Source organism: Corynebacterium pseudokroppenstedtii (assembly GCF_019754945.1).
Classification (GTDB): domain Bacteria; phylum Actinomycetota; class Actinomycetes; order Mycobacteriales; family Mycobacteriaceae; genus Corynebacterium; species Corynebacterium pseudokroppenstedtii.
The window spans coordinates 93,448-115,521 of sequence record NZ_JAEUWU010000002.1 but is presented as its reverse complement, the minus strand read 5'-3'; the positions used below and the strand labels follow the sequence as shown (position 1 = coordinate 115,521).

General features: G+C 59.7%; 27 protein-coding genes. 20 read left to right on the top strand and 7 right to left on the bottom strand.

Annotated elements, in window-relative coordinates:
• The first annotated feature begins 53 nt into the window (after window positions 1–53).
• The 7 genes from JMN36_RS03495 to JMN36_RS03465 all read left to right on the top strand — a co-directional run bounded on the left by JMN36_RS03495 (window position 54) and on the right by JMN36_RS03465 (window position 8,933).
• Complete coding sequence (locus tag JMN36_RS03495; RefSeq protein ID WP_221923851.1) at window positions 54–569, top strand: TM2 domain-containing protein; 516 nt, start codon at window positions 54–56, stop codon at window positions 567–569.
• A 193-nt stretch (window positions 570–762) separates the two neighbouring features.
• The gene (locus tag JMN36_RS03490) at window positions 763–2,133 is read left to right on the top strand and encodes a hypothetical protein (RefSeq protein ID WP_221923850.1); all 1,371 of its coding nucleotides are present in this window, start codon (window positions 763–765) and stop codon (window positions 2,131–2,133) included.
• A 522-nt stretch (window positions 2,134–2,655) separates the two neighbouring features.
• Window positions 2,656–3,027 (top strand): 30S ribosomal protein S12, encoded by a 372-nt coding sequence (gene rpsL, locus JMN36_RS03485; RefSeq protein ID WP_012732458.1) that lies wholly within the window; start codon window positions 2,656–2,658, stop codon window positions 3,025–3,027.
• Window positions 3,028–3,030: 3 nt separating this feature from the next.
• Window positions 3,031–3,501 carry a 30S ribosomal protein S7 gene (rpsG, locus tag JMN36_RS03480; protein WP_012732457.1) on the top strand — a complete coding sequence of 157 codons (471 nt, stop codon included), beginning with the start codon at window positions 3,031–3,033 and terminating at the stop codon, window positions 3,499–3,501.
• Between the two features lie 125 nt (window positions 3,502–3,626).
• The gene (gene fusA, locus JMN36_RS03475) at window positions 3,627–5,753 is read left to right on the top strand and encodes an elongation factor G (protein ID WP_221923966.1); all 2,127 of its coding nucleotides are present in this window, start codon (window positions 3,627–3,629) and stop codon (window positions 5,751–5,753) included.
• 409 nt (window positions 5,754–6,162) lie between these two features.
• Window positions 6,163–7,353 (top strand): elongation factor Tu, encoded by a 1,191-nt coding sequence (gene tuf, locus JMN36_RS03470; RefSeq protein WP_012732455.1) that lies wholly within the window; start codon window positions 6,163–6,165, stop codon window positions 7,351–7,353.
• Window positions 7,354–7,811: 458 nt separating this feature from the next.
• Window positions 7,812–8,933 carry a hypothetical protein gene (locus JMN36_RS03465; RefSeq protein WP_236882979.1) on the top strand — a complete coding sequence of 374 codons (1,122 nt, stop codon included), beginning with the start codon at window positions 7,812–7,814 and terminating at the stop codon, window positions 8,931–8,933.
• 4 nt (window positions 8,934–8,937) lie between these two features.
• Here JMN36_RS03465 and JMN36_RS03460 read toward each other — a convergent pair whose 3' ends face one another.
• Window positions 8,938–9,750: a class I SAM-dependent methyltransferase gene (locus JMN36_RS03460; RefSeq protein WP_204087570.1), complete on the bottom strand. Its 813-nt coding sequence runs from the start codon at window positions 9,748–9,750 to the stop codon at window positions 8,938–8,940.
• A gap of 100 nt (window positions 9,751–9,850) precedes the next feature.
• On the opposite strand from JMN36_RS03460, the gene JMN36_RS03455 reads away from it, so the two are divergent.
• Window positions 9,851–10,039, top strand: coding sequence for a hypothetical protein (locus JMN36_RS03455; RefSeq protein ID WP_221923849.1), 189 nt, complete (start codon window positions 9,851–9,853; stop codon window positions 10,037–10,039).
• 101 nt (window positions 10,040–10,140) lie between these two features.
• Here the strand turns inward: JMN36_RS03455 and JMN36_RS03450 are convergent, their stop codons facing one another.
• From JMN36_RS03450 to JMN36_RS03425, 6 genes are all read right to left on the bottom strand, one after another.
• Window positions 10,141–10,695, bottom strand: a complete 555-nt coding sequence (locus JMN36_RS03450) for an Asp23/Gls24 family envelope stress response protein (protein WP_204087568.1) — start codon at window positions 10,693–10,695, stop codon at window positions 10,141–10,143.
• Complete coding sequence (locus JMN36_RS03445) at window positions 10,692–11,573, bottom strand: DUF6286 domain-containing protein (RefSeq protein WP_204087567.1); 882 nt, start codon at window positions 11,571–11,573, stop codon at window positions 10,692–10,694. The genes JMN36_RS03450 and JMN36_RS03445 overlap by 4 nt, the downstream gene beginning before the upstream one ends.
• Window positions 11,573–12,892 (bottom strand): Asp23/Gls24 family envelope stress response protein, encoded by a 1,320-nt coding sequence (locus JMN36_RS03440; RefSeq protein ID WP_221923848.1) that lies wholly within the window; start codon window positions 12,890–12,892, stop codon window positions 11,573–11,575. Before JMN36_RS03440 ends, JMN36_RS03445 begins: the two co-directional genes overlap by 1 nt.
• A 2-nt stretch (window positions 12,893–12,894) precedes the next feature.
• Entirely contained in the window at window positions 12,895–13,083 is a 189-nt protein-coding gene (locus JMN36_RS03435) for a DUF2273 domain-containing protein (RefSeq protein ID WP_012732449.1), read from the bottom strand.
• 101 nt (window positions 13,084–13,184) lie between these two features.
• The gene (locus tag JMN36_RS03430; protein WP_204087565.1) at window positions 13,185–13,649 is read right to left on the bottom strand and encodes a hypothetical protein; all 465 of its coding nucleotides are present in this window, start codon (window positions 13,647–13,649) and stop codon (window positions 13,185–13,187) included.
• A gap of 121 nt (window positions 13,650–13,770) precedes the next feature.
• Entirely contained in the window at window positions 13,771–14,202 is a 432-nt protein-coding gene (locus tag JMN36_RS03425; protein ID WP_041629601.1) for an Asp23/Gls24 family envelope stress response protein, read from the bottom strand.
• A 1,664-nt stretch (window positions 14,203–15,866) separates the two neighbouring features.
• Between JMN36_RS03425 and rpsJ the strand changes: the two genes are divergently transcribed.
• The 12 genes from rpsJ to JMN36_RS03365 all read left to right on the top strand — a co-directional run bounded on the left by rpsJ (window position 15,867) and on the right by JMN36_RS03365 (window position 22,056).
• On the top strand, window positions 15,867–16,172 hold the full coding sequence (rpsJ, locus tag JMN36_RS03420) for a 30S ribosomal protein S10 (protein ID WP_046202865.1): 306 nt from the start codon (window positions 15,867–15,869) through the stop codon (window positions 16,170–16,172).
• A 26-nt stretch (window positions 16,173–16,198) separates the two neighbouring features.
• Window positions 16,199–16,855: a 50S ribosomal protein L3 gene (rplC, locus tag JMN36_RS03415; protein WP_046202866.1), complete on the top strand. Its 657-nt coding sequence runs from the start codon at window positions 16,199–16,201 to the stop codon at window positions 16,853–16,855.
• Window positions 16,852–17,511 (top strand): 50S ribosomal protein L4, encoded by a 660-nt coding sequence (rplD, locus tag JMN36_RS03410; protein WP_204087564.1) that lies wholly within the window; start codon window positions 16,852–16,854, stop codon window positions 17,509–17,511. Before rplC ends, rplD begins: the two co-directional genes overlap by 4 nt.
• A complete protein-coding gene (rplW, locus tag JMN36_RS03405; protein ID WP_012732442.1) occupies window positions 17,508–17,813 on the top strand; it encodes a 50S ribosomal protein L23 in 306 nt (101 codons plus the stop codon). The genes rplD and rplW overlap by 4 nt, the downstream gene beginning before the upstream one ends.
• A 22-nt stretch (window positions 17,814–17,835) precedes the next feature.
• A complete protein-coding gene (rplB, locus tag JMN36_RS03400; RefSeq protein ID WP_204087563.1) occupies window positions 17,836–18,678 on the top strand; it encodes a 50S ribosomal protein L2 in 843 nt (280 codons plus the stop codon).
• A 16-nt stretch (window positions 18,679–18,694) separates the two neighbouring features.
• Complete coding sequence (gene rpsS / locus JMN36_RS03395) at window positions 18,695–18,973, top strand: 30S ribosomal protein S19 (protein ID WP_012732440.1); 279 nt, start codon at window positions 18,695–18,697, stop codon at window positions 18,971–18,973.
• A gap of 3 nt (window positions 18,974–18,976) precedes the next feature.
• On the top strand, window positions 18,977–19,339 hold the full coding sequence (gene rplV / locus JMN36_RS03390) for a 50S ribosomal protein L22 (protein ID WP_204087562.1): 363 nt from the start codon (window positions 18,977–18,979) through the stop codon (window positions 19,337–19,339).
• Complete coding sequence (gene rpsC / locus JMN36_RS03385) at window positions 19,339–20,088, top strand: 30S ribosomal protein S3 (protein ID WP_012732438.1); 750 nt, start codon at window positions 19,339–19,341, stop codon at window positions 20,086–20,088. Before rplV ends, rpsC begins: the two co-directional genes overlap by 1 nt.
• Before the next feature lie 2 nt (window positions 20,089–20,090).
• On the top strand, window positions 20,091–20,507 hold the full coding sequence (rplP, locus tag JMN36_RS03380; RefSeq protein WP_012732437.1) for a 50S ribosomal protein L16: 417 nt from the start codon (window positions 20,091–20,093) through the stop codon (window positions 20,505–20,507).
• Window positions 20,507–20,737 (top strand): 50S ribosomal protein L29, encoded by a 231-nt coding sequence (gene rpmC / locus JMN36_RS03375; protein WP_012732436.1) that lies wholly within the window; start codon window positions 20,507–20,509, stop codon window positions 20,735–20,737. The genes rplP and rpmC overlap by 1 nt, the downstream gene beginning before the upstream one ends.
• Window positions 20,737–21,018 (top strand): 30S ribosomal protein S17, encoded by a 282-nt coding sequence (gene rpsQ / locus JMN36_RS03370; protein WP_012732435.1) that lies wholly within the window; start codon window positions 20,737–20,739, stop codon window positions 21,016–21,018. Before rpmC ends, rpsQ begins: the two co-directional genes overlap by 1 nt.
• A gap of 234 nt (window positions 21,019–21,252) precedes the next feature.
• Window positions 21,253–22,056 carry a sugar phosphate isomerase/epimerase family protein gene (locus JMN36_RS03365; protein WP_204087561.1) on the top strand — a complete coding sequence of 268 codons (804 nt, stop codon included), beginning with the start codon at window positions 21,253–21,255 and terminating at the stop codon, window positions 22,054–22,056.
• The last annotated feature ends 18 nt before the right edge of the window (window positions 22,057–22,074 follow it).

Sequence of the window (22,074 nt, the reverse complement as noted above, 5' to 3'; positions counted from 1 at the left end):
ACCGCGCTCGGCCACCGAACTAAAACCGTCCCGAAGACCCCGAAGGAATCGCCATGACTTACCCCAACAACAACCCGAGCAGCCCATATCAGGGATCCAGCGACCCTTACTCGGGATCGTCCACCGGTTTCGGCGTGCCCGGTTCCGGGGAGGGCGGAATGCCGGCCACCTATGAAAGCGGCCAGGTCGACTCGGCATTCGGCGGCGGTCAGTATGGAAACGCGGGGCAGTATGCGCAACGCAACCAGTGGAATCAGGGTGCGCCGCAGTTTGGCAACGGCATGAACGGCATGGGCTCGATCCCGCAGGGTCGGCAGAAGAGCAAAGTGGTCGCTGCCGTGCTTGCGTTTTTCCTGGGCGGTTTCGGCGCTCACAATTTCTACCTCGGGTATATCGGGGTCGCCTGCGCCCAGCTCGCCATTCTGTTGATTAGCGTTCCTTTGATGTTCGTTGTTGTCGGTTTTATTACCGACGCAGCCCTCTCCATCTGGGTTTTGGTCGAATTCATCATGATCCTCGCTGGTTCGGCGCGCTTCGCTACCGACGCCAACGGCGTGCCTGTTCGTTAAAACCGGAGTGTTAGGGAGGCAGCATTTCAATATGTGTGCCGACGAAAACGGCGTGCTGCTGGGAACGCGAAAACGCCATCAACCGGAGCGCGTAAAACGCAACCGAACGGAGGTGCGGTGAGTCTGTGATGCACGCAGTGGTCGATTAGAATAATTACCTGGAATGCGATCAACCTAACAGGTAAGGCTCACCATGACTCCCGACGACAACTCCTGGAAGCGTTCAAGCAACGACCCCTCTGACGGCGGCGGGGGCAGTGACGGCTCGGGTGACCCTATGCGTAATAATTCGCCCGACGACACAAATCGCCAGAACCATAATCAAAGTGCCGACGACGGCACCGCCAACGAAAACCAACACGACGGTGGCCAAGGCAACGACGCTGCTGGTGGGGACGCTCACACCTCTGGAGGCAGTGAATCGTCGGCAGGAACGTCCGACGCTCAATCCGCCGGGAGTCACTCGTCGGAAGAGGATTTTGAAACCCGCGAATGGCAGCCAGTCCAAGCGTGGAGTGAAGTCCGGAACCCCGACGGGAGCGTGTCTCCTCGGTCGGGCGGGCCGTGGGGTAATTTCCAGCAATGGAACAACGCCGGCAACGGTGGGGGAAGTGGCTGGAACAACGCCGGCAATACCGGGTGGAACAACGGGGGTGGCCAGCAGTGGAACGGGGGCGCACCAGGCGGTTGGAACGGCCAGCCGGGCCAGGGGCAATACGGTGGCCAGTACGGTGCTGCTCAGAATGGGGCTGGTCAGTGGAACAATCCCCAGGGCCAGCCGGGACAGTACGGACAGCAGGCGCAATACGGACAGGGTCAGTACAACCAGCAGCCCCAGTACGGACAGTACAACCAGCAACCTCAGTACAGTCAAAACGCTCGGTATGGTCAGGGGCAGTCGGGCGGTTCGAGTGCCGTCGGGTCGCAGGGGGAGGCGGGCCAGTCGGGCTCGTCGATATGGAAGGTTCTGCTTCCGATCATTCTCATCCTTGTCGTGGTCGCGGCGCTGATTGGAGCACTGATGTGGAAGCCGTGGGGAAAGCTGAGTAACGACGGTGGCGCCTCGAACAGTGAATCGTCGGCAATCCCGGAAGAACCGAGCAACGAGCCCACAGAGGAAACGACGACGGAGCCCGAGGACACCGAGACCACCACGGAAAACACCATCACCGAACGGAGAACCACGACAACTACGACAACGTCGAGCAACCACACGGGCACTGACATCCCAGGGTTGGGGCGCCAAGGATTTACGGATAACAGCGCTGCAACCTGTAATGCCGACGACGAATGGGTGTACGCGGGCATTAATGAGGACGGCGACAAAGTGGTCATCTGCCAGGTAGGGGACACCGACGGGTTCTACTACCGCGGTTGGTATCACGGCGGCGCGCTCGAACGTGACGTGACGAGCCGCGGCTCCGATGGGCGGTCGTACTCGATGAAGAGCGGTGGAACCGTGATCAACATCGACGGCTCCACCCTGAATGTTGTGCAGAACGGTAAGACGGTTTCTTCTTCCGTGTTTGACGGAGTGGCCACGCGGGAGCCGGATTGGGGCTAATCGCGTTCCTCGAACATCCGGCCACCTAATAGCCGACGCCCGACGGGCGCCTGGATAGCGAACGCGCGCCCGCCCAAGCCCAAATCCCACCGGTTTCTCACCATAAGTTTGGGAAAAATCCAGGTTATCGCTTAAACTGGAGCGCTGTGTCCGCCACGTGCGGGCGGGACAAACGTCCACCGTAGGCCAGCGAGAGCGGCTGACTCGTTCACGTACGCTCAAAAAACGCTGGTCACGGCGTTAAAAATTTCTTCCGAAAAGTTGCCCAGCGCAACGTCGAAAAGAAGTTTTTAGCACCACGGAATGAGCTTGCAAAGGCAGGTGCGAGCGGCAAGTAAGCACCCCGCCTGCACGGGCACTATGCCAGTGAGCGAGTGAAAAACCCGGTTTTGTTGTAATTTCCATCACACTTCGCGTGGGTCATCTGAGGGTAGGTCCCTCCGGATCGGCTCCGCCAGGATCGGAAAACAGCACCCCGGGAATGAACCGCAAACGCGTCAAAGAAACATAGAAAGTCGGTACATGCCTACTATTCAGCAGCTGGTCCGCAAGGGCCGCAAGGACAAGAAGGCCAAGGTGAAGACCGCGGCCCTCAAGGGATCACCGCAGCGCCGCGGTGTGTGCACCCGTGTCTACACCACGACCCCGAAGAAGCCGAACTCCGCTCTCCGTAAGGTTGCGCGTGTTCGTCTGACCTCTGGTATTGAGGTTTCCGCTTACATTCCCGGTGAGGGCCACAACCTGCAGGAGCACTCCATGGTGCTCGTTCGCGGTGGCCGTGTGAAGGACCTCCCAGGTGTCCGCTACCGCATCATCCGCGGCTCCCTCGACACCCAGGGAGTTAAGGATCGTAAGCAGGCACGTTCTCGCTACGGCGCGAAGAAGGAGAAGTAATTCATGCCACGTAAAGGTCCAGCACCCGCACGTCAGCTTCCGAAAGACCCGGTATACGGCGATACCATCGTCTCGCAGCTGATCAACAAGGTCCTCGTCGATGGCAAGAAGTCCACCGCCGAGCGCATCGTCTACGGAGCCCTCGAATCCTGCCGTGAGAAGACCGGCACCGACCCGGTTCTCACCCTGAAGAAGGCTCTTGACAACGTCAAACCCACCCTCGAAGTGCGTTCACGCCGCGTTGGTGGCGCAACCTACCAGGTCCCGGTCGAGGTTCGCCCTGGCCGTGCAACCACCCTGGCACTGCGTTGGCTGGTTATGTTCACCCGCCAGCGTCGCGAAAACACCATGACCGAGCGTCTCGCCGCAGAGATCCTGGACGCATCCAACGGCCTCGGCGCATCCGTGAAGCGTCGTGAAGACACTCACAAGATGGCCGAAGCCAACCGCGCATTCGCGCACTACCGCTGGTAATCACCTCTCCGGCGTAGCCAGACCAAGAATTACACGCAGGCCCGCCACCATCGGATCGCAACGAAGATCGCCACGATCAACTGGTTCCGGTGAGTGGGCCACCAAACTACGAGTTGGGGTACACAGTGGCACAAAAAGTGCTTTCTGACCTTCATAAGGTCCGCAACATCGGCATCATGGCCCACATCGATGCCGGAAAGACCACCGTAACCGAACGAATCCTCTACTACACGGGTATCAACCGCAAAGTCGGTGAGACCCACGATGGTGCTTCCACCACGGACTGGATGGACCAGGAGAAAGAGCGCGGCATCACGATTACGTCCGCCGCGGTCACCTGTTTCTGGAAAGACAACCAGATCAACATCATCGACACCCCCGGCCACGTCGACTTCACCGTCGAGGTTGAGCGTTCACTGCGCGTCCTCGACGGAGCCGTCGCCGTGTTCGACGGTAAGGAAGGTGTCGAGCCGCAGTCCGAGCAGGTGTGGCGCCAGGCCGCTAAGTACGACGTCCCACGCATTTGCTTCGTCAACAAGATGGACAAGCTGGGTGCGGACTTCTACTACACCGTCGACACCATCGTCGACCGCCTGCACGCAAAGCCGCTGGTCATGCAGCTCCCCATCGGTGCTGAAGATGACTTCGACGGCGTCGTTGACCTGATCAACATGAACGCCATCACCTGGCGCGGCAAGGTCGACGTCGGAGCAGAGCCCACCATCGAGGAAATCCCGGACGACCTCAAAGACAAGGCCGACGAGTATCACGAGAAGCTCCTCGAGGCCGTCGCCGAGTCCGACGAAGAGCTCATGGAGAAGTACTTCGCCGGTGAGGAACTCACCACCGACGAGATCCACGAGGCCATCCGCAAGATGGTTGTGAACTCCGAGATCTTCCCCGTGTTCTGTGGTTCCGCCTACAAGAACAAGGGTGTCCAGCCGCTGCTCGACGCCATTAACTGGTACTTGCCGACGCCTCTCGATGTCGGAGAGGTCCACGGCCACAAGGTCGGCGACGAGTCCGTTGAGCTGACACGCCACCCCTCCGTGGACGCACCGTTCTCGGCGTTGGCGTTCAAGATCGCCGCCCACCCGTTCTTCGGTAAGCTGACGTTCGTTCGCGTGTACTCCGGTTCCGTCGAGCCTGGCCAGCAGGTCATGAACTCGACCAAGGGCCACAAGGAGCGCATCGGCAAGCTGTTCCAGATGCACGCCAACAAAGAGAACCCGATGGACGTCGCCAAGGCCGGAAATATCTACGCTTTCATCGGTCTGAAAGACACCACCACCGGTGACACCCTGTGTGACGCCAATGACCAGATCATCCTGGAGTCCATGGACTTCCCGGATCCGGTTATTGAGGTGGCCATCGAGCCGAAGTCGAAGGCTGACCAGGAGAAGCTTGGCATCGCTATTCAGCGCCTCGCTGAAGAGGACCCGACATTCACTGTCAAGCTCGACGAAGAGACCGGCCAGACCGTCATCGGCGGTATGGGTGAGCTCCACCTCGACGTCCTTGTGGACCGCATGAAGCGCGAATTCAAGGTCGAGGCTAACGTGGGTGCCCCGCAGGTTGCGTACCGCGAGACCATCCGCAAGCCCGTCGAGAAGTACGAATACACGCACAAGAAGCAGACCGGTGGTTCGGGTCAGTTCGCGAAGGTCATCATCTCGCTGGAGCCCTACGCCCCCAACCCGGACGAGTTGGAAGAGGGCGAGTCCGCGACCTACAAGTTCGAGAACGCCGTTACCGGTGGCCGCGTGCCGAAGGAATACATTCCTTCTGTCGACGCCGGTATCCAGGATGCCATGCAGTACGGTACGCTGGCCGGATTCCCGCTGGTCAACATCAAGGCCACGCTGGTCGACGGCCAGTACCACGAGGTTGACTCCTCTGAAATGGCCTTCAAGATCGCCGGTGCTCAGGCACTCAAGGAAGCCGTTCAGAAGGCGAAGCCGGTTCTGCTGGAGCCGATGATGGCTGTGGACGTCATCACTCCTGAGGAGTACATGGGCGAGGTCATCGGCGACGTCAACGCACGTCGTGGCCAGGTCCACTCCATGGAGGACCGTTCCGGTGCCAAGGTCGTCAAGGCCACGGTTCCGCTGTCGTCCATGTTCGGCTACGTTGGTGACCTCCGCTCGAAGACTCAGGGTCGTGCAAACTACACCATGATCTTCGATTCCTACGCGGAAGTTCCGACGAACGTCGCGCAGGAGATCATCGCGGAGCGCACGGGTAACAAGTAATCCGCGCACCCTCACCATTACAGCCCCTCGTCGATTGGGTTACAGGGTCGACGAAGGGCAACGCATGGTAAGGGCCAGCCAGGCACGATCCACAAAATGCTGTGAAAAGTTGCTGTTAATACGCAGCACATCACAGGAGTGTGTGATGTGAATAGTGTGTGGTGGCCGTTACCATAGAATCAAGGTCGGAGGCAGCTTGAAATACGTTGCCTTACCCCTTTATTATGCTGTAACTGGCAATATTTAAATCACCTCTCGTAGAGTCACCTTCTATTGATCCTGACCAGTGTCGACACCAATTTATGATCGACGATGACCAGGGTTGACAAGGTGAAAGTGTTTCTGCGAAAGGTAACACCACCCGTGGCTGCGAACGTCGTAGCCACCGAGAAGTCCAGGAGGACAAACAGTGGCGAAGGCTAAGTTCGATCGGAGCAAGCCGCACGTAAACATCGGTACCATCGGTCACGTTGACCACGGTAAGACCACCACTACCGCTGCTATCACCAAGGTTCTGTCGGAGAAGTACCCCGAAGAGAACCAGGCTTTCGCTTTCGACGCCATCGACAAGGCGCCGGAGGAGAAAGAGCGCGGTATTACCATTAACATCGCTCACGTCGAGTACTCCACCCCGAAGCGTCACTACGCTCACGTGGATGCTCCGGGCCACGCCGACTACATCAAGAACATGATCACCGGTGCTGCCCAGATGGACGGCGCAATCCTCGTCGTCGCTGCTACCGACGGCCCGATGCCTCAGACCCGCGAGCACGTTCTTCTTGCTCGCCAGGTGGGCGTTCCTTACATCCTCGTTGCTCTGAACAAGTGCGACATGGTTGATGATGAGGACCTCATCGAGCTCGTCGAAATGGAAGTTCGCGAACTTCTCGCGGAGCAGGACTTCGACGAAGATGCACCTATCGTTCACATCTCCGCTCTGAAGGCTCTTGAGGGCGACGAGAAGTGGGAGCAGTCCATCCTCGACCTCATGGACGCCTGCGACGAGTCCATCCCGGATCCGGTTCGTGAAACCGACAAGCCCTTCCTCATGCCGATTGAGGACATCTTCACCATTACCGGTCGTGGCACCGTCGTCACCGGTCGTGTGGAGCGCGGCAAGCTGAACATCAACGATGACGTTGAGATTCTGGGCATCAAGGAGAAGAGCCAGAACACCACCGTCACCGGTATCGAGATGTTCCGCAAGCAGCTCGACTACGCAGAGGCTGGCGACAACTGTGGTCTGCTTCTCCGTGGTACCAAGCGTGAGGACGTTGAGCGTGGCCAGATCGTGGCTAAGCCCGGCGCATACACCCCTCACACCGAGTTCGAGGGTTCCGTATACGTCCTGTCCAAGGACGAGGGCGGCCGTCACACCCCGTTCTTCGACAACTACCGCCCGCAGTTCTACTTCCGTACCACCGACGTTACCGGTGTTGTGAAGCTCCCTGAGGGTACCGAGATGGTTATGCCTGGCGACAACGTCGACATGTCCGTAACCTTGATCCAGCCGGTCGCCATGGACGAAGGCCTCCGCTTCGCTATCCGCGAAGGTGGCCGCACCGTTGGCGCTGGTCGTGTGACCAAGATCAACAAGTAAGAATCTCTGACAAGCCTGCCCGGTTTTTAGCCGGGAGCTAAGAGGTCGCCCCGCTGCTCCGCGCAGCGGGGCTTTCTTTATGCACAGCCGGGCGGTGGATTCTAGTGGTCGTGGAAACGGGGATAAGTAGCAACAGGCGGTGCGGACAGAACCCTGGAGCCCAAAAGTTTGGGGGGATACGCGCCCTCAAATAAAAGTGCGGGGGAATATGGTCAATTTTCGGCCATTTTTCGCCCATATTCCCCCGCAGTTGTCACAAGAGACCCCTATATACCCACGCAGTTTTCCGGCACGCGGACACACTTTTGTCGTATAACCCTAAATCGCGGGGCCTAGCCGGCGAGCAGCCACTCCACCCCATTCGCGTGTGCCCTGAAACAGATGAGAAACAGTAATATAAGGCACTAGGGATATATAAAGTAGACCTAGATAATTCCCTCATTTCCCTAAGGATTCCCATGACCATTGTTTCCCAATATCTGCACACTGGCCGTCACCGGGCGACTCCGACAAGGACCCGCCGGATCCGCGTTCTCTCCGGCGCCGTCATTGCAGCTGCGGCGTTGTTCGCGCCGACGGTCGCGTCGCCAAGTAATGCGTCCGCAGCACCGATGCCTAACGTCGACCAAAATGGAAATATCGCCGCTCCGGGGCGGACCCAGATTTCCTTCCAGAGCACGTTGACAGGTCACCACGTGGGAACCGCCAATGAGCACGAGTCGCGCCCCGGTTTGTCGCTGGTGAAGATGTATATCGCCGACTATGTTTTCGAGCACGGCGCACCCGAGGACCAGGCCAAAGCCACTCAGATGCTCCGCTTCTCGGACGACAATATTGCTAGTGAGCTGTACGCCAAGTACCCGAATAGCATCAATGACCGTGCGGCGAAGTACCACCTGGCGGATACCCACGGTGCTCCTCATTGGGGAAATAGCACGACGTCAACGGCGGACTCGGTCGCTTATCTGGAAGCGAAAAAGCGCGAGAACCCGTTCGGTCCGGTTCTCTCTGCCTTAGCGACGGCATCTCCGGTGGCTGCCGACGGCTACAAGCAGGACTATGGCACCGCAACGCTGCCCGGCGTGTTGGGCACCAAGTGGGGATGGTCAGATGATCGCAGCTCAGTGAACGCGTCGGCGTCGTTTGGCCCGTTCTTCTCTGTCTCCGCGAGCACATACGGCCCGTCGCAGCAGTTGACCGACGATGTGCAGGGTGCGTTCACCAACCAGCCGTGGAATCCCTTAGCGCTGGACAGTGTGGGCATCCCCGCATCCGGAGCTCCGGCCCCCGCAGCCAACGAATCTGCACCCGCCGCGTTGACCTCCTATCCCGCCCGCACGGTCGCGCAATCCGCGTTCGACACGTATAGGAACGCCGCTTTTAAGGACTTCCAGGATCGCTATGCTCCGAACACCTTTGGCCCTATAGGCAATTCTTCGCCTTTCTGGCCCACGGTTAATGTCATGCGCGATGAGGCCCTAGCAAACATCGGCCAGCCGATCGTCAACGCCGTACCGGAGAGCGTCCCGGTCCCGAGCGCGGTCGTGCCGTTCCTCCCTCCGGCCCCGGCCGCCCAGTAAATCCCTACTTCTTCTTGGCGACGATGGCGATAGCGGTCAATTCGTTCTCGTATTTCTGGAACGTCTGCCGCATCCCCATCACGCGCTTGCGCACGTTCGGCTTCGTCGCAATGTTAAACGCGATCTTGAGGGTGCGCAGGATCCCCTCGTCGCTAATGATCCGCTTGGGCTCCAGCAAGGCCATGGGGGCGAAGTGCGTCGTCTCAACCTCGAAGCCGTGCGAGGTCAGGAGATCCTGCCACTCGTGCTCGGTGAGCGGACGGGCGTTGACCTTGATCGACCGGGCCAGCGCCTTACGCACTTCGGTCTTCGTGTCATCTGAGAGGTCATTGGGCTGGAGCCCGAGCTCGTGAATGGCGTACCGCCCGCCGGGCCGCAGAATGCGGTGGGCCTCCTCAATGATGGCCGCTTTACCCTTATCACCCTGCATAGTCAGCATCGCTTCGCCGACAGCAACATCGACGGACTCGTCGTCCAAGGTGGTGTCGTTCGCCCGGCCTTGGAGAACTCGAATCGCGTTGGCGGGCATATGTCCCGACGCCGCCTGGTGCGCAGCCGCCGCCGCCAGGTGAGCCGCATCCGGGTCTTCGTCGACTCCCGTGTAGGAGGACGGCTCTTCCGCCACGATCTTCTCGGCAGTTTTCCCAAGCCCAGGGGCCAGCTCCACGACGTCATGGTTGTGAATGGGCAATGCGCTGAGCATCTTTTCGGTCAACTCGCGCCCGCCGGGCCGGAGGACCTTCTTACCCACTTGCGCCAGGAGCCAGTGTCCAGACTGGTTTTCGACGGGACGATCACTCATAGGAAGCCGTGGCATTTCTTCTCCTTGTGCTGGCCGTATGTTTTGTCTGTGTACGCTCAGGTCACGCTTCAGGCCACGCTAAGGAAGGCGACCTTGACTTTATTGTTCCACGCTGGTGAGGAAAACCCGGGGTAGCGGGAAGAGAAATAACTCACATATTAAATGCGCATTTATTGCCGACGCTGGTGCCGACGGCGCACTTATTGCCGACACCGGTCTCGCGCTGTTTCCCCCGACGCTGATAGCGACGGTCAACGCCGACGCTTGTACCGTGCGGTTGTCGTCGATCCATTCGCGCACATGAAAAAACCGGCTGATCAACTACCGAGTAAGTGATCAGCCGGCGTTACGTCGAAAACCCGTGTGCCCGGGGCCGAAAAAGCCCGAGAAGCACTTCAGGCGACGCTAGCTCGCTTTATCCAGATGGATGAGGAATCGCGTATCCACATCTTCCTGGGGGAGCGCAGAAACGATATCCGACGCTGCTTGGCGGCACTCGCCCCGCACATGATCCAGATCGGCATGCGAGTCGCACCGCAACGTCATCGTCAGCACCTTCTGGCCACGGTCCACCTCAGAGCGGTATTTACAGTCCGCAATACCGTCGTAACGGGTGAGATCCTGCGACACAGCGGACGCGATATCGTCCAGCCGAACGGTGACTCGTCCGTTGTCGGCAGATTCTTTTGCTTCCACCTTGGTGACGCGACGGCGATCGATAATCAACCACCAGAACCAGAGACCAAGAAGAATCAGGATTGCCGACGCCACACCAAGCACCGTCGGGTACCAGGACTTATCCGTCAACGTGCCCCAGAAGCTGGTGTCAGCGTACTCACCGAGCTTTTCGGCCGGGGTGAGGTGCAAGGCTAGGCCGATGCCCCATAGACCGCCTGCGATGAGGATGGCGGCGACCAGGATCATAATGATCCGGAGGAATATTGACTTTCCGTGGCTCATTGATCACTCCTTGGTCGGGCAAGCCGAACCTTGAGATCCGGCTGTGAAGACACCGCTTGAACGACGGGGCGACATGCCTTGTGTACGCGGTCGGACAAACCGGGGTCGTCCGGGTCGCCGGTGACAGTGACAGTGACGCGCTTCGCAGTTGCCACGGTGGTGGCGTTGAGCACGCCACGCTGGTCTTTCGCACGAGCGCTGCAGGCACGGGCGATGTCCACAGGGCGCATCCACAAGGAGGCTTCGTTGTCGATCAAGATGTGCGTCTTGGTGCGAGGACGAAGGCTAGCAATGAGAATGATGAGGCCCAGGATCAGCGCAATAACGGCGATGATCAGGAACATCTGAACCCAGTGAGCATGGCTGAGCCAATCGATGATCGGTTGGAGCCACGACGGTCCACTGATCGTGTCGGTTTCCAGGAGGAGTTCCCGGATTCCGACGGCACCACCGGCGAGGAAGACCAGCCCAAGGATAAACATCCAGCCACGCGCCCTCGGCGACTTCCGAGGTTCCTTAGCCGGGCGGAAGCTCAGCTTCTTCCAGCTAGGAGTGGTGCTCTGTGTGGGGGCGTCCGCCTTCTTTGCGTCAGCCGGTGCGGCCTTCGTGCTGTCAGCCTTCTTCGTGCTAGCCGGCGTTGCGCCAGCTTTCGAATCAGCCTTCTTGGCCTCGGTCTTCGCATCAGCGTTCTTCGCGTCCGCCTTCGTCTCAGCCACCTTGCTGTCAGCCTTCGTTTCGGCCTTCCCGGACGTAGTGCCCTTCCCGTTCGCGGACTTCGCCGCTTTTCCGGCAGGGTTGTCGGCCCGGGATTGCCCAATTCCAGCCTGAGCGTTGCCGGATGTCGGTTCGTGTTCGGGTTTCAGTTGGTGTTTAGCCATTACTTCTGTCCCTTCCTCGAACCATCATTAGCGTCGCGTCGTAACACAGGAATGCTGCGGTCTGAGCTGGGGGTTTTGCCCCCTGGGGTACCGACTGTCGACGGATACACCGTCCCGGGAGACACAACCGTCCGGATCTTCCGCGCGTCGCGCTCACGACGGCGCTGCGCCCGGGCAGCACGCTCGGCTTCCTTGGCCTTCCGCTTCTTCGTCGCATCGGACTCCGCGAAGGGCTGCGGCCAGCCTGCACGAGCATGGGCAACAGCCTGCTTCTCGTCGTCCTCCAACGCCTGCATGACCTTGTGCTGGTCAACAGGGGTTTCGGGGGCCTTCGGGTGGGTGACCTCGGTCTTATCGACGGTGATCGGGGACGGCTTCAGCGGGTACGCACGAACCGACTCGACGGGCATGGACTCCACCACGATGGGGTCGGTGCGTCGAGGCCCGATCTCTCCCACCAAGTGCGTGACCGGAATGCGCTTCGCGGTCGGCATGATGCTCGGCGTGATCGGCGTCGGAGTCAGCGGAGGCTCCACCGGGCGCGAATGCGTAACAATGCGCTCGGTCTTCCGTGGTTTAGCGGAGGTATCCACATGTACGACGGGCGTGCGATCAACCGACGGATAGATAGTGGGCCTAATCGGCTCAGGTGTCACCGGAGACTGAACATCGGTGCTGTTCACCGAGATCGGAGTCAGTTCCTTCCGCGTGTGCACCGGCGGCACCGGCATGACCGGCGTGCGATGCGCAACGACGTCCTTGAACGGTTCGATCCGCGTGTGCTGCGGATGGATGAGCTCGGTAGCAGTCCGGTTGACGTGCACGGGCGTGAGGGTGACATCTCCAAACGGCTTCGGGTGTAGAAGCGACGTCACTTGCCTGTTCGTCGTGACTTCCCGCGTCTCTAGTGGCGACGCCGTCACGGCCTCAATGCTGGGCTCGTGTTGGCGTGCCGCAATGTCCTCAGAGGTCACGCGCGTCGGCTGGGAGTTATCGACGTCACCCGGAACAACCGCTGCGACGGCCACGTCGGCCTTGATAACGGGAATGTCCGTGTATCGCTCGACCCAGGCGTGCAGCGCTTGCCGCGCGGTGGCGGCAACTTCCGTGACCGGCGACGGCCACCGAACGGCGATCTGCGCCACGATGGACATGGCGCGGTTCTCGGAGTCGAGGTCGATCTCCCAGCGGGGGAGTTCGCGCCCCGTGACTTTGTCCAGTCCACTTGCGTGACGAATGCACCCGGGAACGGATGCTAGTGCTTGCTCAACAATCCGGCCCACGGCTTTCTCGGAGATAACTGTGGAGGGTTGAGGCATATTTAGCCCCTGCCTCGTCCGCCGCTACGAAGCAGCGAACGCAGGTCTATGAGACCGTCATATTGTGCTCCGGCTAGGCCTCCGATAGCGCAGAATACGAGCACAAGGAGGAAGCCGGAAAATCCCTGGAGCATGATGGCGAGCGCCAGCATGAAGCCGACGACGACACCAATGGGAGTTGCGTATTTCATGATTTCACCTTCCTGGTGAAGATCCTTCCATGAAGGATAGGAGGGTTGGGTGGACTCGCAATCTGCGCCTTCTGTGGAGTGCTACCGGAGCGCCGACGTTGTTACCGGGGCCGCGTACTAGTCGAGGCGTACCTCACTGCGCCCGGCATACCTTTCGGCAAGTGGGTCCGTACCGCGCGTGTCGTCCGTCGAGTCACTCGACGTATGCGCTTGACCACGCGTCGAGCGGTGGGTGCGGAGACCGCCACAGCCGCTGCGGCTGCAGCTCCAGCATCAAGATGGCCGTCGGCATCGGTGTGTCGACGGGCGATATCTTGTGCTCGATCCCAGTTCGCCCCCATCGACGTCGTAGGACGAGGAGTGGGAGCGTACCGATCCGCCCATTCGCGGTCGAGTTCGTCGAGTTTACGGATGAACACTTGTGCATCTCCGCCGCGATCGGGGTGATAGCGACGGATCAGTGTGCGACGTTGCGATATGTAGGCGGGGTCCTGCGTGTAATCCTTGCCCTCGCGTGAGCCAGCGGACGTGCGGTGGCCTTGTTGTGAGGAGCGGGAAGTGCTCACAGGATCCTTTCCATTGCTATGTCTGCACTGTTATGGCTGCACTATTTTGCCTGCGCGTGTACGGCTGCTGCCGGATAAGGCTACTTATACCGGAGCATCCATAAAAGGTCAGTAGCGATTCCTACTGGACGCGGGGCTGCTCTTGCTCGTCGTCGTCCTCGTCGTCGTCATCGATGTCCAGGTGGACGTCGTGAACGGTGACGTTGACTTCGGTGACCTCGAGGCCGGTCATGGCTTCGACGGAAACGATGATGTTCTTGCGGATGGCCTCTGCGAGCTCGTGGATGGCAACACCGTACTCAGCGACGATGGAGATGTCGACGGCTGCCTGGCGGTCACCGACCTCTACCGAAATACCCTGCTGGACGTTGACGCGGCCACCCGGGATGCGCTCACGCAGTGCGCCGACCATGCGAGCGGTGCCACCACCGAGGTCGTGAACGCCAGAAACTTCGCGGGCTGCCATGCCGGCGATCTTGGAGACAACTGTGTCTGCAACGACGGTCTGACCGTGCTCGGTCTGGAGGGCGGAGGAGTTGTCGCTCTGAGCCACGGATGAGGACTGTGACTTAGCGAGATCCTTGGAGCCCTTGCTGCCGTTGTTCTGTTTGTTGGACGAGTCGCTCACGAAAATCTCCTTAAAGGATGGTTAGCTTCTAACAAGATGGGATGATCGGCCGAAAAGTACCGACAAAGTACTAAGCCTTAGTTTGCCTATTGAGATCATCTCAACGTTGTTAGTATAAATATGTTTTTGGGCCGTGTCCAGCCAAAACGTAGATTTTCTAGCGAAGCTCGGCCCCGCGGAACGACAAAATAGCTTCGAACCTGCAGTTGTAATCGGAGCGTTATTTAATTTCTTTCCCAACTTTTGCAGCACTCGTGCTGATCCCGCGCTGATCCCCTTATTGATAATACCTTCCCAATGCCCTCCCACGGACATAGCGAGATTATTGCCGACGTTGGTCTGGGTGGTTTTGGCCGACGAATATGGTCGGCGAATATGGCCGAAGTTGAGCCGCGTTCTTATTGTCGACGCTTGACGCCCGCGAGTGGTGTGTGCCGTCGCTGACATGGGTAATGCGCGGCTAATACGACAGAAGGCGGTGCGGACAGAATCCTGGGGTGCGAAGCACCGACGCGCGGATGAAGGAGCCGGTAGACGGAAAACTGCAGGGAAACTACACCTAGAGCCCAAAACTGCGGGCGAATATGCGCCCAAAAATAAAAGTGTGGGGGTATATGGTCCATTTTCGGCCATTTTTCGCCCATATTCCCCGGCAGTTTTCACAAAAGACACCGATATACCCCCACAGTTTTCCGGCACGCGGACACGTTTTGGCGTATAACCCGTTTGTCGTATACCCCGCTGACAACGGTGCGCGCGGAAGGCGTCGCCACGCCCGGATTATCTGACGTCGATTGTCAGCTAACCGCACAGAGCTCTACCTGTGATTATGTTTTCCCCTCCTGGGAAAAGAGAGTTTGCGCATGGTCCGTAAACGTGTTTTAATACTCGGGTTGCTTTAACACGATGCACCCCGCAACACCGGAAAGTTCATCGTCTGCAGTGAAAACCACGCAATAACCTGTTCATACGAACTATCGACGTATGTCAGCCAGCGTGCGTTACGGCGCAGAGCGAAGGAAACTACCGATGACCGGTAAGGCATCGCTGGTGAAGTGAGCATGATCCACGGTGGTCAAACTCCTCCGTAGTGCGCTCGGATTCGCATGGGTCTCATGGCCCGTTACTACGACAACATGTGATGTCGTAGAGAATCTGAGGAAGCGTAACCGGCGGGATAAGACCGCGGTGCTGACTGGATGAGAAGGCGACACGCCCTCCACAGAACCAAGCCGGGAGCATGGCAAATACACAGCGGCAGTAGGAAAAAGACCGCAGCCCATTCGTCGACAATATTGATGAAAAGCGGGTAGCGGAGCCTCTTTCCCTGCATTGATCCGATCCTGATCCTCACGCGGTCACGGCATAGAGACATGTCGGTTAGCGTGAATAGCGACGGAGCGAGCCACGTGTAGCCGTGCGTTCGCACCGCTCAATGGGGGGATCGTCATCACATGCACATACTGGCACTGTGCCGGCTTCCAAGCGGGCGTCAGCGCTGACGGACAATGTAAGTAAAGACAAGCAGATCCGGAATGACGCAGTACACGCTGCACCAGGAAGGATTGATGCTAGGAATGAGGACAAGCGTGGCGGGACAAAAAATCCGCATTAGGCTCAAGGCCTACGACCACGAGGCAATCGACGCCTCGGCGCGCAAGATCGTGGAGACGGTCACTCGTACCGGCGCAACTGTAGTTGGCCCGGTACCGCTGCCGACAGAAAAGAACGTTTACTGTGTTATTCGTTCTCCGCACAAATATAAGGACTCGCGTGAGCACTTCGAGATGCGCACGCACAAGCGCCTGATCGACATCATCGACCCTACCCCGAAGACCGTTGACGCACTTATGCGCATCGACCTTCCGGCAAGCGTCGACGTGAACATTCAGTGAGCCTGGACCGTAGCGGAGAAGAATCAATGAGTGAAAATCAGATCAAGGGCATTCTGGGCACCAAGCTCGGCATGACCCAGGTCTTCGACGAAGACAACCGCGTTGTGCCGGTCACCGTCGTCGAAGCAGGGCCGTGCGTCGTGACCCAGATTCGCACCGAAGAAAAGGATGGCTACAGCGCCATCCAGATCGCCTATGGCGATATTGACCCCCGTAAAGTAAACAAGCCACAAAGCGGCCACTTCGCAAAAGCCGGAGTGACGCCACGTCGCTACGTCACCGAAATCCGCATGGATGACGTCTCCGACTACGAAGTCGGACAGGACGTCACCGTCGAGCTTTTCGGCGATGTCAAGTTTGTCGACGTCACCGGCACCACCCGCGGCCACGGCTTCGCCGGCGCAATGAAGCGCCACGGCTTCGCCGGCCAGGGCGCTGCCCACGGTAACCAGGCTGCCCACCGCCGCGTCGGTGGCATCGGCGCCTGCGCCACCCCGGGCCGCGTCTTCAAGGGCACCCGTATGGCTGGCCGCATGGGTAATAACCGCGTCACCACACAGAACCTCAAGCTGTTCAAGGTGGATGCTGACTCGAACCTGCTGCTTATCAAGGGCGCAGTCCCCGGCATCCGTGGTGGCCTCGTTACCGTCAAGACCGCAGTGAAGGGCGGTGCACACGCATGAGCAATCTAACGCTAGATGTCCACACCGCTGACGGATCGACCAACGGCACCGTTGAGCTGCCGTCGTCCGTGTTCGACGTCGAGGTCAGCACCCCGCTGCTGCACCAAGTTGTCACCGCACAGTTGGCATCACGTCGGCAGGGCACCCACGCCACCAAGACCCGCGGCCAGGTCCGCGGTGGTGGCCGCAAGCCTTACCGTCAGAAGGGAACGGGTCGTGCCCGCCAAGGGTCCATCCGTGCACCCCAGTTCACCGGCGGTGGCACTGTTCACGGTCCGCAGCCGCGTGACTACGACCAGCGCACGCCTAAGAAAATGAAGGCAGCCGCACTGCGCGGCGCTCTGTCCGACCGGGCACGTCACGACCGCATTCACGTGGTCGAGGACCTCGTCCCAGGACAGACCCCCTCAACGAAAGCCGCTCGTACTTTCATCGAGCGCCTCACAGACCGCAAGTCGGTACTCGTTGTGCTCGGTCGCGAGGACGTCAACTCCATCAAGAGTGCACGTAACCTCCCGAACGTTCACATCCTGCCGAGCGACCAGCTGAACACCTACGACGTCCTCAACTCGGACGATCTCGTGTTCTCTGTCGAGGCCCTCAACGCCTTCATTGAGCGCGCTACCGGCGCCGAGACGAAGGAGGAGAGCAAGTGAGCGACTTAAATAACCCCCGCGACATCATCATCGCACCGGTTGTCTCCGAGAAGTCCTACGGCCTGATGGAGCAAGGCACTTACACCTTCCTCGTCCGCCCGGACTCCAACAAGACACAAATCAAGATCGCCGTGGAAAAGATCTTCGGCGTGAAGGTTTCCAGCGTCAACACCCTCAACCGTGAGGGCAAGACCAAGCGCACCCGCTTCGGCTACGGCCGTCGCAAGTCAACCAAGCGCGCAATGGTGACGCTGGCAGCCGGTAGTGATCCCATCGACATCTTCGGCGGTTCTGCCTCTTAAGGCGGACAGTTAGGACTAAGTCATGGCTATTCGTAAATACAAGCCGACTACGCCGGGTCGCCGCCAGAGCTCTGTCTCCGGGTTCGATGAGCTCACTCGCTCTACCCCTGAGAAGTCTCTGCTGCGCCCGCTGCACAAGACCGGTGGCCGCAACGTACACGGCCACATCACCACACGCCACAAGGGCGGTGGACACAAACGCCAGTACCGTCTGATCGACTTCCGTCGTAACGACAAAGACGGTGTGCCGGCCAAGGTCGCTCACATCGAGTACGACCCGAACCGCACGGCCAACATCGCGCTGCTGCACTACTTCGATGGCGAGAAGCGCTACATCATCGCGCCTCGCAACCTGAAGCAGGGCACCGTTGTTGAGTCCGGCGCCAACGCTGACATCAAGGTGGGTAACAACCTGCCGCTGCGCAACATCCCGACCGGTACAACCATCCATGCTGTGGAGCTCAAGCCGGGTGGCGGCGCCAAGCTCGCCCGCTCCGCTGGTTCCTCCATTCAGCTGCTGGGTAAGGAAGGCAAGTACGCCATCCTGCGTATGCCGTCCTCCGAAATCCGTCGCGTTGACGGGCGTTGCCGCGCCACCGTCGGTGAGGTCGGAAACGCTGACCAGATCAACATCCGCTGGGGCAAGGCCGGCCGTATGCGCTGGAAGGGCGTCCGCCCGACCGTCCGCGGTGTCGTCATGAACCCCGTCGACCACCCGCACGGTGGTGGCGAGGGCAAGTCCTCCGGTGGACGCCACCCGGTTTCCCCGTGGGGCCAGCCAGAGGGACGTACCCGCAAGCCAAACCGCCCGAGCGATGGCCTGATTGTGCGCCGCCGCCGCAGCAACAAGAACAAGAAGCGCTAAAAGGAGGTAGTTGAGAATGCCACGTAGCCTCAAGAAAGGCCCCTTCGTCGACGAACACCTCCTTTCGAAGGTGGACGCACAGAACGACAAGGGCACCAAACAAGTCATCAAGACATGGTCTCGCCGTTCCACCATCCTTCCCGATTTCATCGGCCACACCTTCGCCGTCCACGACGGACGCAAGCACGTGCCGGTGTTCATCGACGACTCAATGGTGGGCCACAAGCTCGGCGAGTTCGCCCCAACCAAGACCTTCAAGGGTCACGTCAAGGACGATAAGAAGGGACGTCGATAAGCAATGGCTGATACCGTAACGTCAGCACGCGCCACCGCCCGCTACGTCCGCGTCACCCCGATGAAGGCCCGCCGCGTTATCGACACCGTCCGCGGAAAGTCCGTCGAGGAAGCACTTGACATCCTCAAGTACGCTCCCCAGTCGGCATCCGAACCGGTGTACAAAGTTGTGGCCTCCGCCGCAGCGAACGCGGAAAACAACTTCGGCCTGGACCGGAACAGCCTCGTCATCTCGCAGGCTTGGGCCGACGAAGGACCGACCATGCGGCGTTTCCGCCCACGCGCACAAGGACGCGCATTCCATGTCCGCAAGCGCACCAGCCACATCACCGTGGTCGTCGAAAGCCAGAAGGGAAGTGCTCAGTAGTGGGACAGAAAATTCACCCCTACGGCCTCCGGCTGGGAATCACCTCTGAGTGGCGCTCACGCTGGTACGCCGACAAGCAGTACGCCGATTACCTCGCTGAAGACATCAAGATCCGCGACTTCCTGTCCAAGGGACTCGAGCGCGCCGGTATCGCCGATGTTGTCATCGAGCGCACCCGCGACCGCGTCCGTGTAGACATCCACACCGCGCGCCCCGGTATCGTGATCGGCCGCCGTGGAGCCGAAGCGGACCGCATCCGCGGAAAACTGGAAAAGCTCACCGGTAAGCAGGTTCAGCTGAACATTCTTGAAGTCAAGAATGTGGACGCCTCCGCACAGTTGGTTGCGCAGTCCATCGCTGAGCAGCTGTCCAACCGTGTCGCGTTCCGTCGCGCCATGCGTAAAGCCATCCAGGGCGCAATGCGCCAGCCGCAGGTCAAGGGCATCAAGGTTGTGTGCTCCGGCCGCCTGGGTGGTGCCGAAATGGGCCGCACCGAGCGCTACCACGAGGGACGCGTTCCGCTGCACACCCTGCGCGCCGAGATCGACTACGGAACCTTCGAAGCCCACACCACCTTCGGACGCATCGGCGTCAAGGTGTGGATCTACAAGGGTGACGTTGTCGGTGGGCGCCGTGAAAGCTTGATCAACGCTCGCGACGATCGTGGCAGCCGCCGTGGCCGCAACGACCGCCCGCGTCGTGGTGGCGGACGTCGTCGCCGCGCCGCAGAGCAGAAGCAGGAGGGCTAAACATGCTTATCCCTAAGCGCGTTAAGTACCGCCGCCAGCACCGGCCCACTCGACGTGGTGTGTCGAAAGGTGGCAACCGCGTGACCTTCGGTGATTACGGTGTTCAGGCCCTCGAGCCCGCCTACATCACCAACCGCCAGATCGAGGCAGCCCGTATCGCTATCAACCGCCACGTCAAGCGTGGTGGCAAGGTATGGATCAACATTTTCCCGGACCGCCCCCTGACCCAGAAGCCACTCGGTGTGCGCATGGGTTCCGGTAAAGGCCCCGTCGAAAAGTGGATTGCCAACGTCAAGCCAGGCCGCATCTTGTTCGAAATGAGCTACCCCAGCGAAGAGGTTGCCCTTGAGGCACTCCGTCGCGCAGGTGCGAAGCTCCCGTGCAAGGTACGCATCGTCAAGAAGGAGGACCAGTTCTAATGGCTACCGGAACACCGGCCCATGAGCTCCGTGAGCTCTCTGCTGAAGAACTCACCACGCGCCTCCACGAGGCGAAGGAAGAGCTGTTCAACCTTCGCTTCCAGAACGCAACTGGCCAGCTGACCAACAACCGCCGCCTCGGAACGGTGAAGCGCGACATCGCTCGCATCCACACCGTCATCCGCGAACGCGAACTGGGCCTGTCCAGCGCTCCGGGAGATGAGGCGTAATGAGTGAGGCAACCGTGAACGACAAGAAGAAAAAGGGCATCCAGAAGGTCCGCATCGGCTACGTCGTCTCTGACAAAATGCAGAAGACCATCGTGGTTGAGCTCGAAGACCGCAACCAGCACGCCCTTTACGGCAAGACCATCCGCACCACCTCCAAGGTGAAGGTGCACGACGAAAACGAGACCGCTGGCGTGGGCGACCGCGTCCGCATCGAAGAGTGCCGCCCGCTGTCGGCGAACAAGCACTTCCGTCTCGTCGAAATCCTGGAGAAGGCCAAGTAGTCTTCCCACAAGGGCACATTGCCCTGGGTATCACCGCGTCTGTGTTATGCAGGCGCGGTTTTTCGCGTTTTGGGGCCCGGTTGGGGTTTCGGCGGCGACCCAGCCTGCGGCTCCAATTCGTGGCCCCGATTCCCCCGACAACCCGACTGCGGTTTCCGGCCTAGCATGGACTCGTAGACAAGTTGTTAGTTCAACCACGCTGTCACATCAACAAGGAGAATTAGTCAACAACTCATGCATTTCAGCATCGCAACCGTTAGCCTTCCCGGAACCCTCGACGCCAAACTTCGCGCCGCCGCCACAGCCGGCTTCGATGGAGTCGAACTTTTCGTCCCGGATATCGAAGAAACCCCAATGACCCTGAACGACATCACGTCGTTGATGGACGAATTGGACCTCTCATGTGACCTCTACCAGCCGGTCAAGAACCTCCTGAGCGTCAAGGATAAGGAGTTCCAGCACGGGCTCCGACGGTGCGAAACAGCACTCGCCCACGCTAAGCAGCTCGGCACGAACACGATCCTGGTGTGTTCCAACACGGACTCCGCGTCGGTCGATAGCGACGAGGTTCGCGTGGACCAGCTCCGCCAGATCGGGAAACTCGCGGCAGACCAGGGCATGCGCGTTGCCTTCGAGGCCCTTGCATGGGGCCGGTTCGTCTCCACGTTCGCCCACGCCTACGACATCGTTCGCCATGTGGATTTGCCCAATGTTGGCGTCTGCCTGGACAGCTTCCACATGCTGGCTCTCGGCGAGGATCCGTCGGTGATCGACTCAGTGGATCCCTCCAAACTGTTCTTTGTTCAGCTTGCCGACGCCCCACGCCTGGATATGCCGGTCAAGGAGCTGTCACGCCACCATCGCCTGTGGCCAGGGCATGGCGATCTGCCCGTGAAAGAATGCCTGGCTAAGGCTCTCAACGCTGGGTACAGCGGGCCGGTGTCGTTGGAGATATTCAACGACTCGCTCGACCATGACGATCCGGAAGCGGTGGCTGTCGACGCGTACCAAGCGCTTGTCAGCGTGGCGCGGAACTAGAGTGCGGAACTAGAGCGT

Coding starts and splice junctions, on each gene's coding strand:
- JMN36_RS03445 (WP_204087567.1), bottom strand. CDS start 11,573: ATGGCTAAACACCAACTGAAACCCGAACACGAACCGACATCCGGCAAC.
- JMN36_RS03495 (WP_221923851.1), top strand. CDS start 54: ATGACTTACCCCAACAACAACCCGAGCAGCCCATATCAGGGATCCAGC.
- rpsQ (WP_012732435.1), top strand. CDS start 20,737: ATGAGTGAGGCAACCGTGAACGACAAGAAGAAAAAGGGCATCCAGAAG.
- JMN36_RS03435 (WP_012732449.1), bottom strand. CDS start 13,083: ATGAAATACGCAACTCCCATTGGTGTCGTCGTCGGCTTCATGCTGGCG.
- rpsG (WP_012732457.1), top strand. CDS start 3,031: ATGCCACGTAAAGGTCCAGCACCCGCACGTCAGCTTCCGAAAGACCCG.
- rplB (WP_204087563.1), top strand. CDS start 17,836: ATGGCTATTCGTAAATACAAGCCGACTACGCCGGGTCGCCGCCAGAGC.
- JMN36_RS03450 (WP_204087568.1), bottom strand. CDS start 10,695: ATGAGCCACGGAAAGTCAATATTCCTCCGGATCATTATGATCCTGGTC.
- JMN36_RS03490 (WP_221923850.1), top strand. CDS start 763: ATGACTCCCGACGACAACTCCTGGAAGCGTTCAAGCAACGACCCCTCT.
- rplP (WP_012732437.1), top strand. CDS start 20,091: ATGCTTATCCCTAAGCGCGTTAAGTACCGCCGCCAGCACCGGCCCACT.
- rpmC (WP_012732436.1), top strand. CDS start 20,507: ATGGCTACCGGAACACCGGCCCATGAGCTCCGTGAGCTCTCTGCTGAA.
- rpsL (WP_012732458.1), top strand. CDS start 2,656: ATGCCTACTATTCAGCAGCTGGTCCGCAAGGGCCGCAAGGACAAGAAG.
- rplV (WP_204087562.1), top strand. CDS start 18,977: ATGGCTGATACCGTAACGTCAGCACGCGCCACCGCCCGCTACGTCCGC.
- rplD (WP_204087564.1), top strand. CDS start 16,852: ATGAGCAATCTAACGCTAGATGTCCACACCGCTGACGGATCGACCAAC.
- JMN36_RS03465 (WP_236882979.1), top strand. CDS start 7,812: ATGACCATTGTTTCCCAATATCTGCACACTGGCCGTCACCGGGCGACT.
- JMN36_RS03365 (WP_204087561.1), top strand. CDS start 21,253: ATGCATTTCAGCATCGCAACCGTTAGCCTTCCCGGAACCCTCGACGCC.
- rpsS (WP_012732440.1), top strand. CDS start 18,695: ATGCCACGTAGCCTCAAGAAAGGCCCCTTCGTCGACGAACACCTCCTT.
- rplC (WP_046202866.1), top strand. CDS start 16,199: ATGAGTGAAAATCAGATCAAGGGCATTCTGGGCACCAAGCTCGGCATG.
- JMN36_RS03440 (WP_221923848.1), bottom strand. CDS start 12,892: ATGCCTCAACCCTCCACAGTTATCTCCGAGAAAGCCGTGGGCCGGATT.
- JMN36_RS03460 (WP_204087570.1), bottom strand. CDS start 9,750: ATGCCACGGCTTCCTATGAGTGATCGTCCCGTCGAAAACCAGTCTGGA.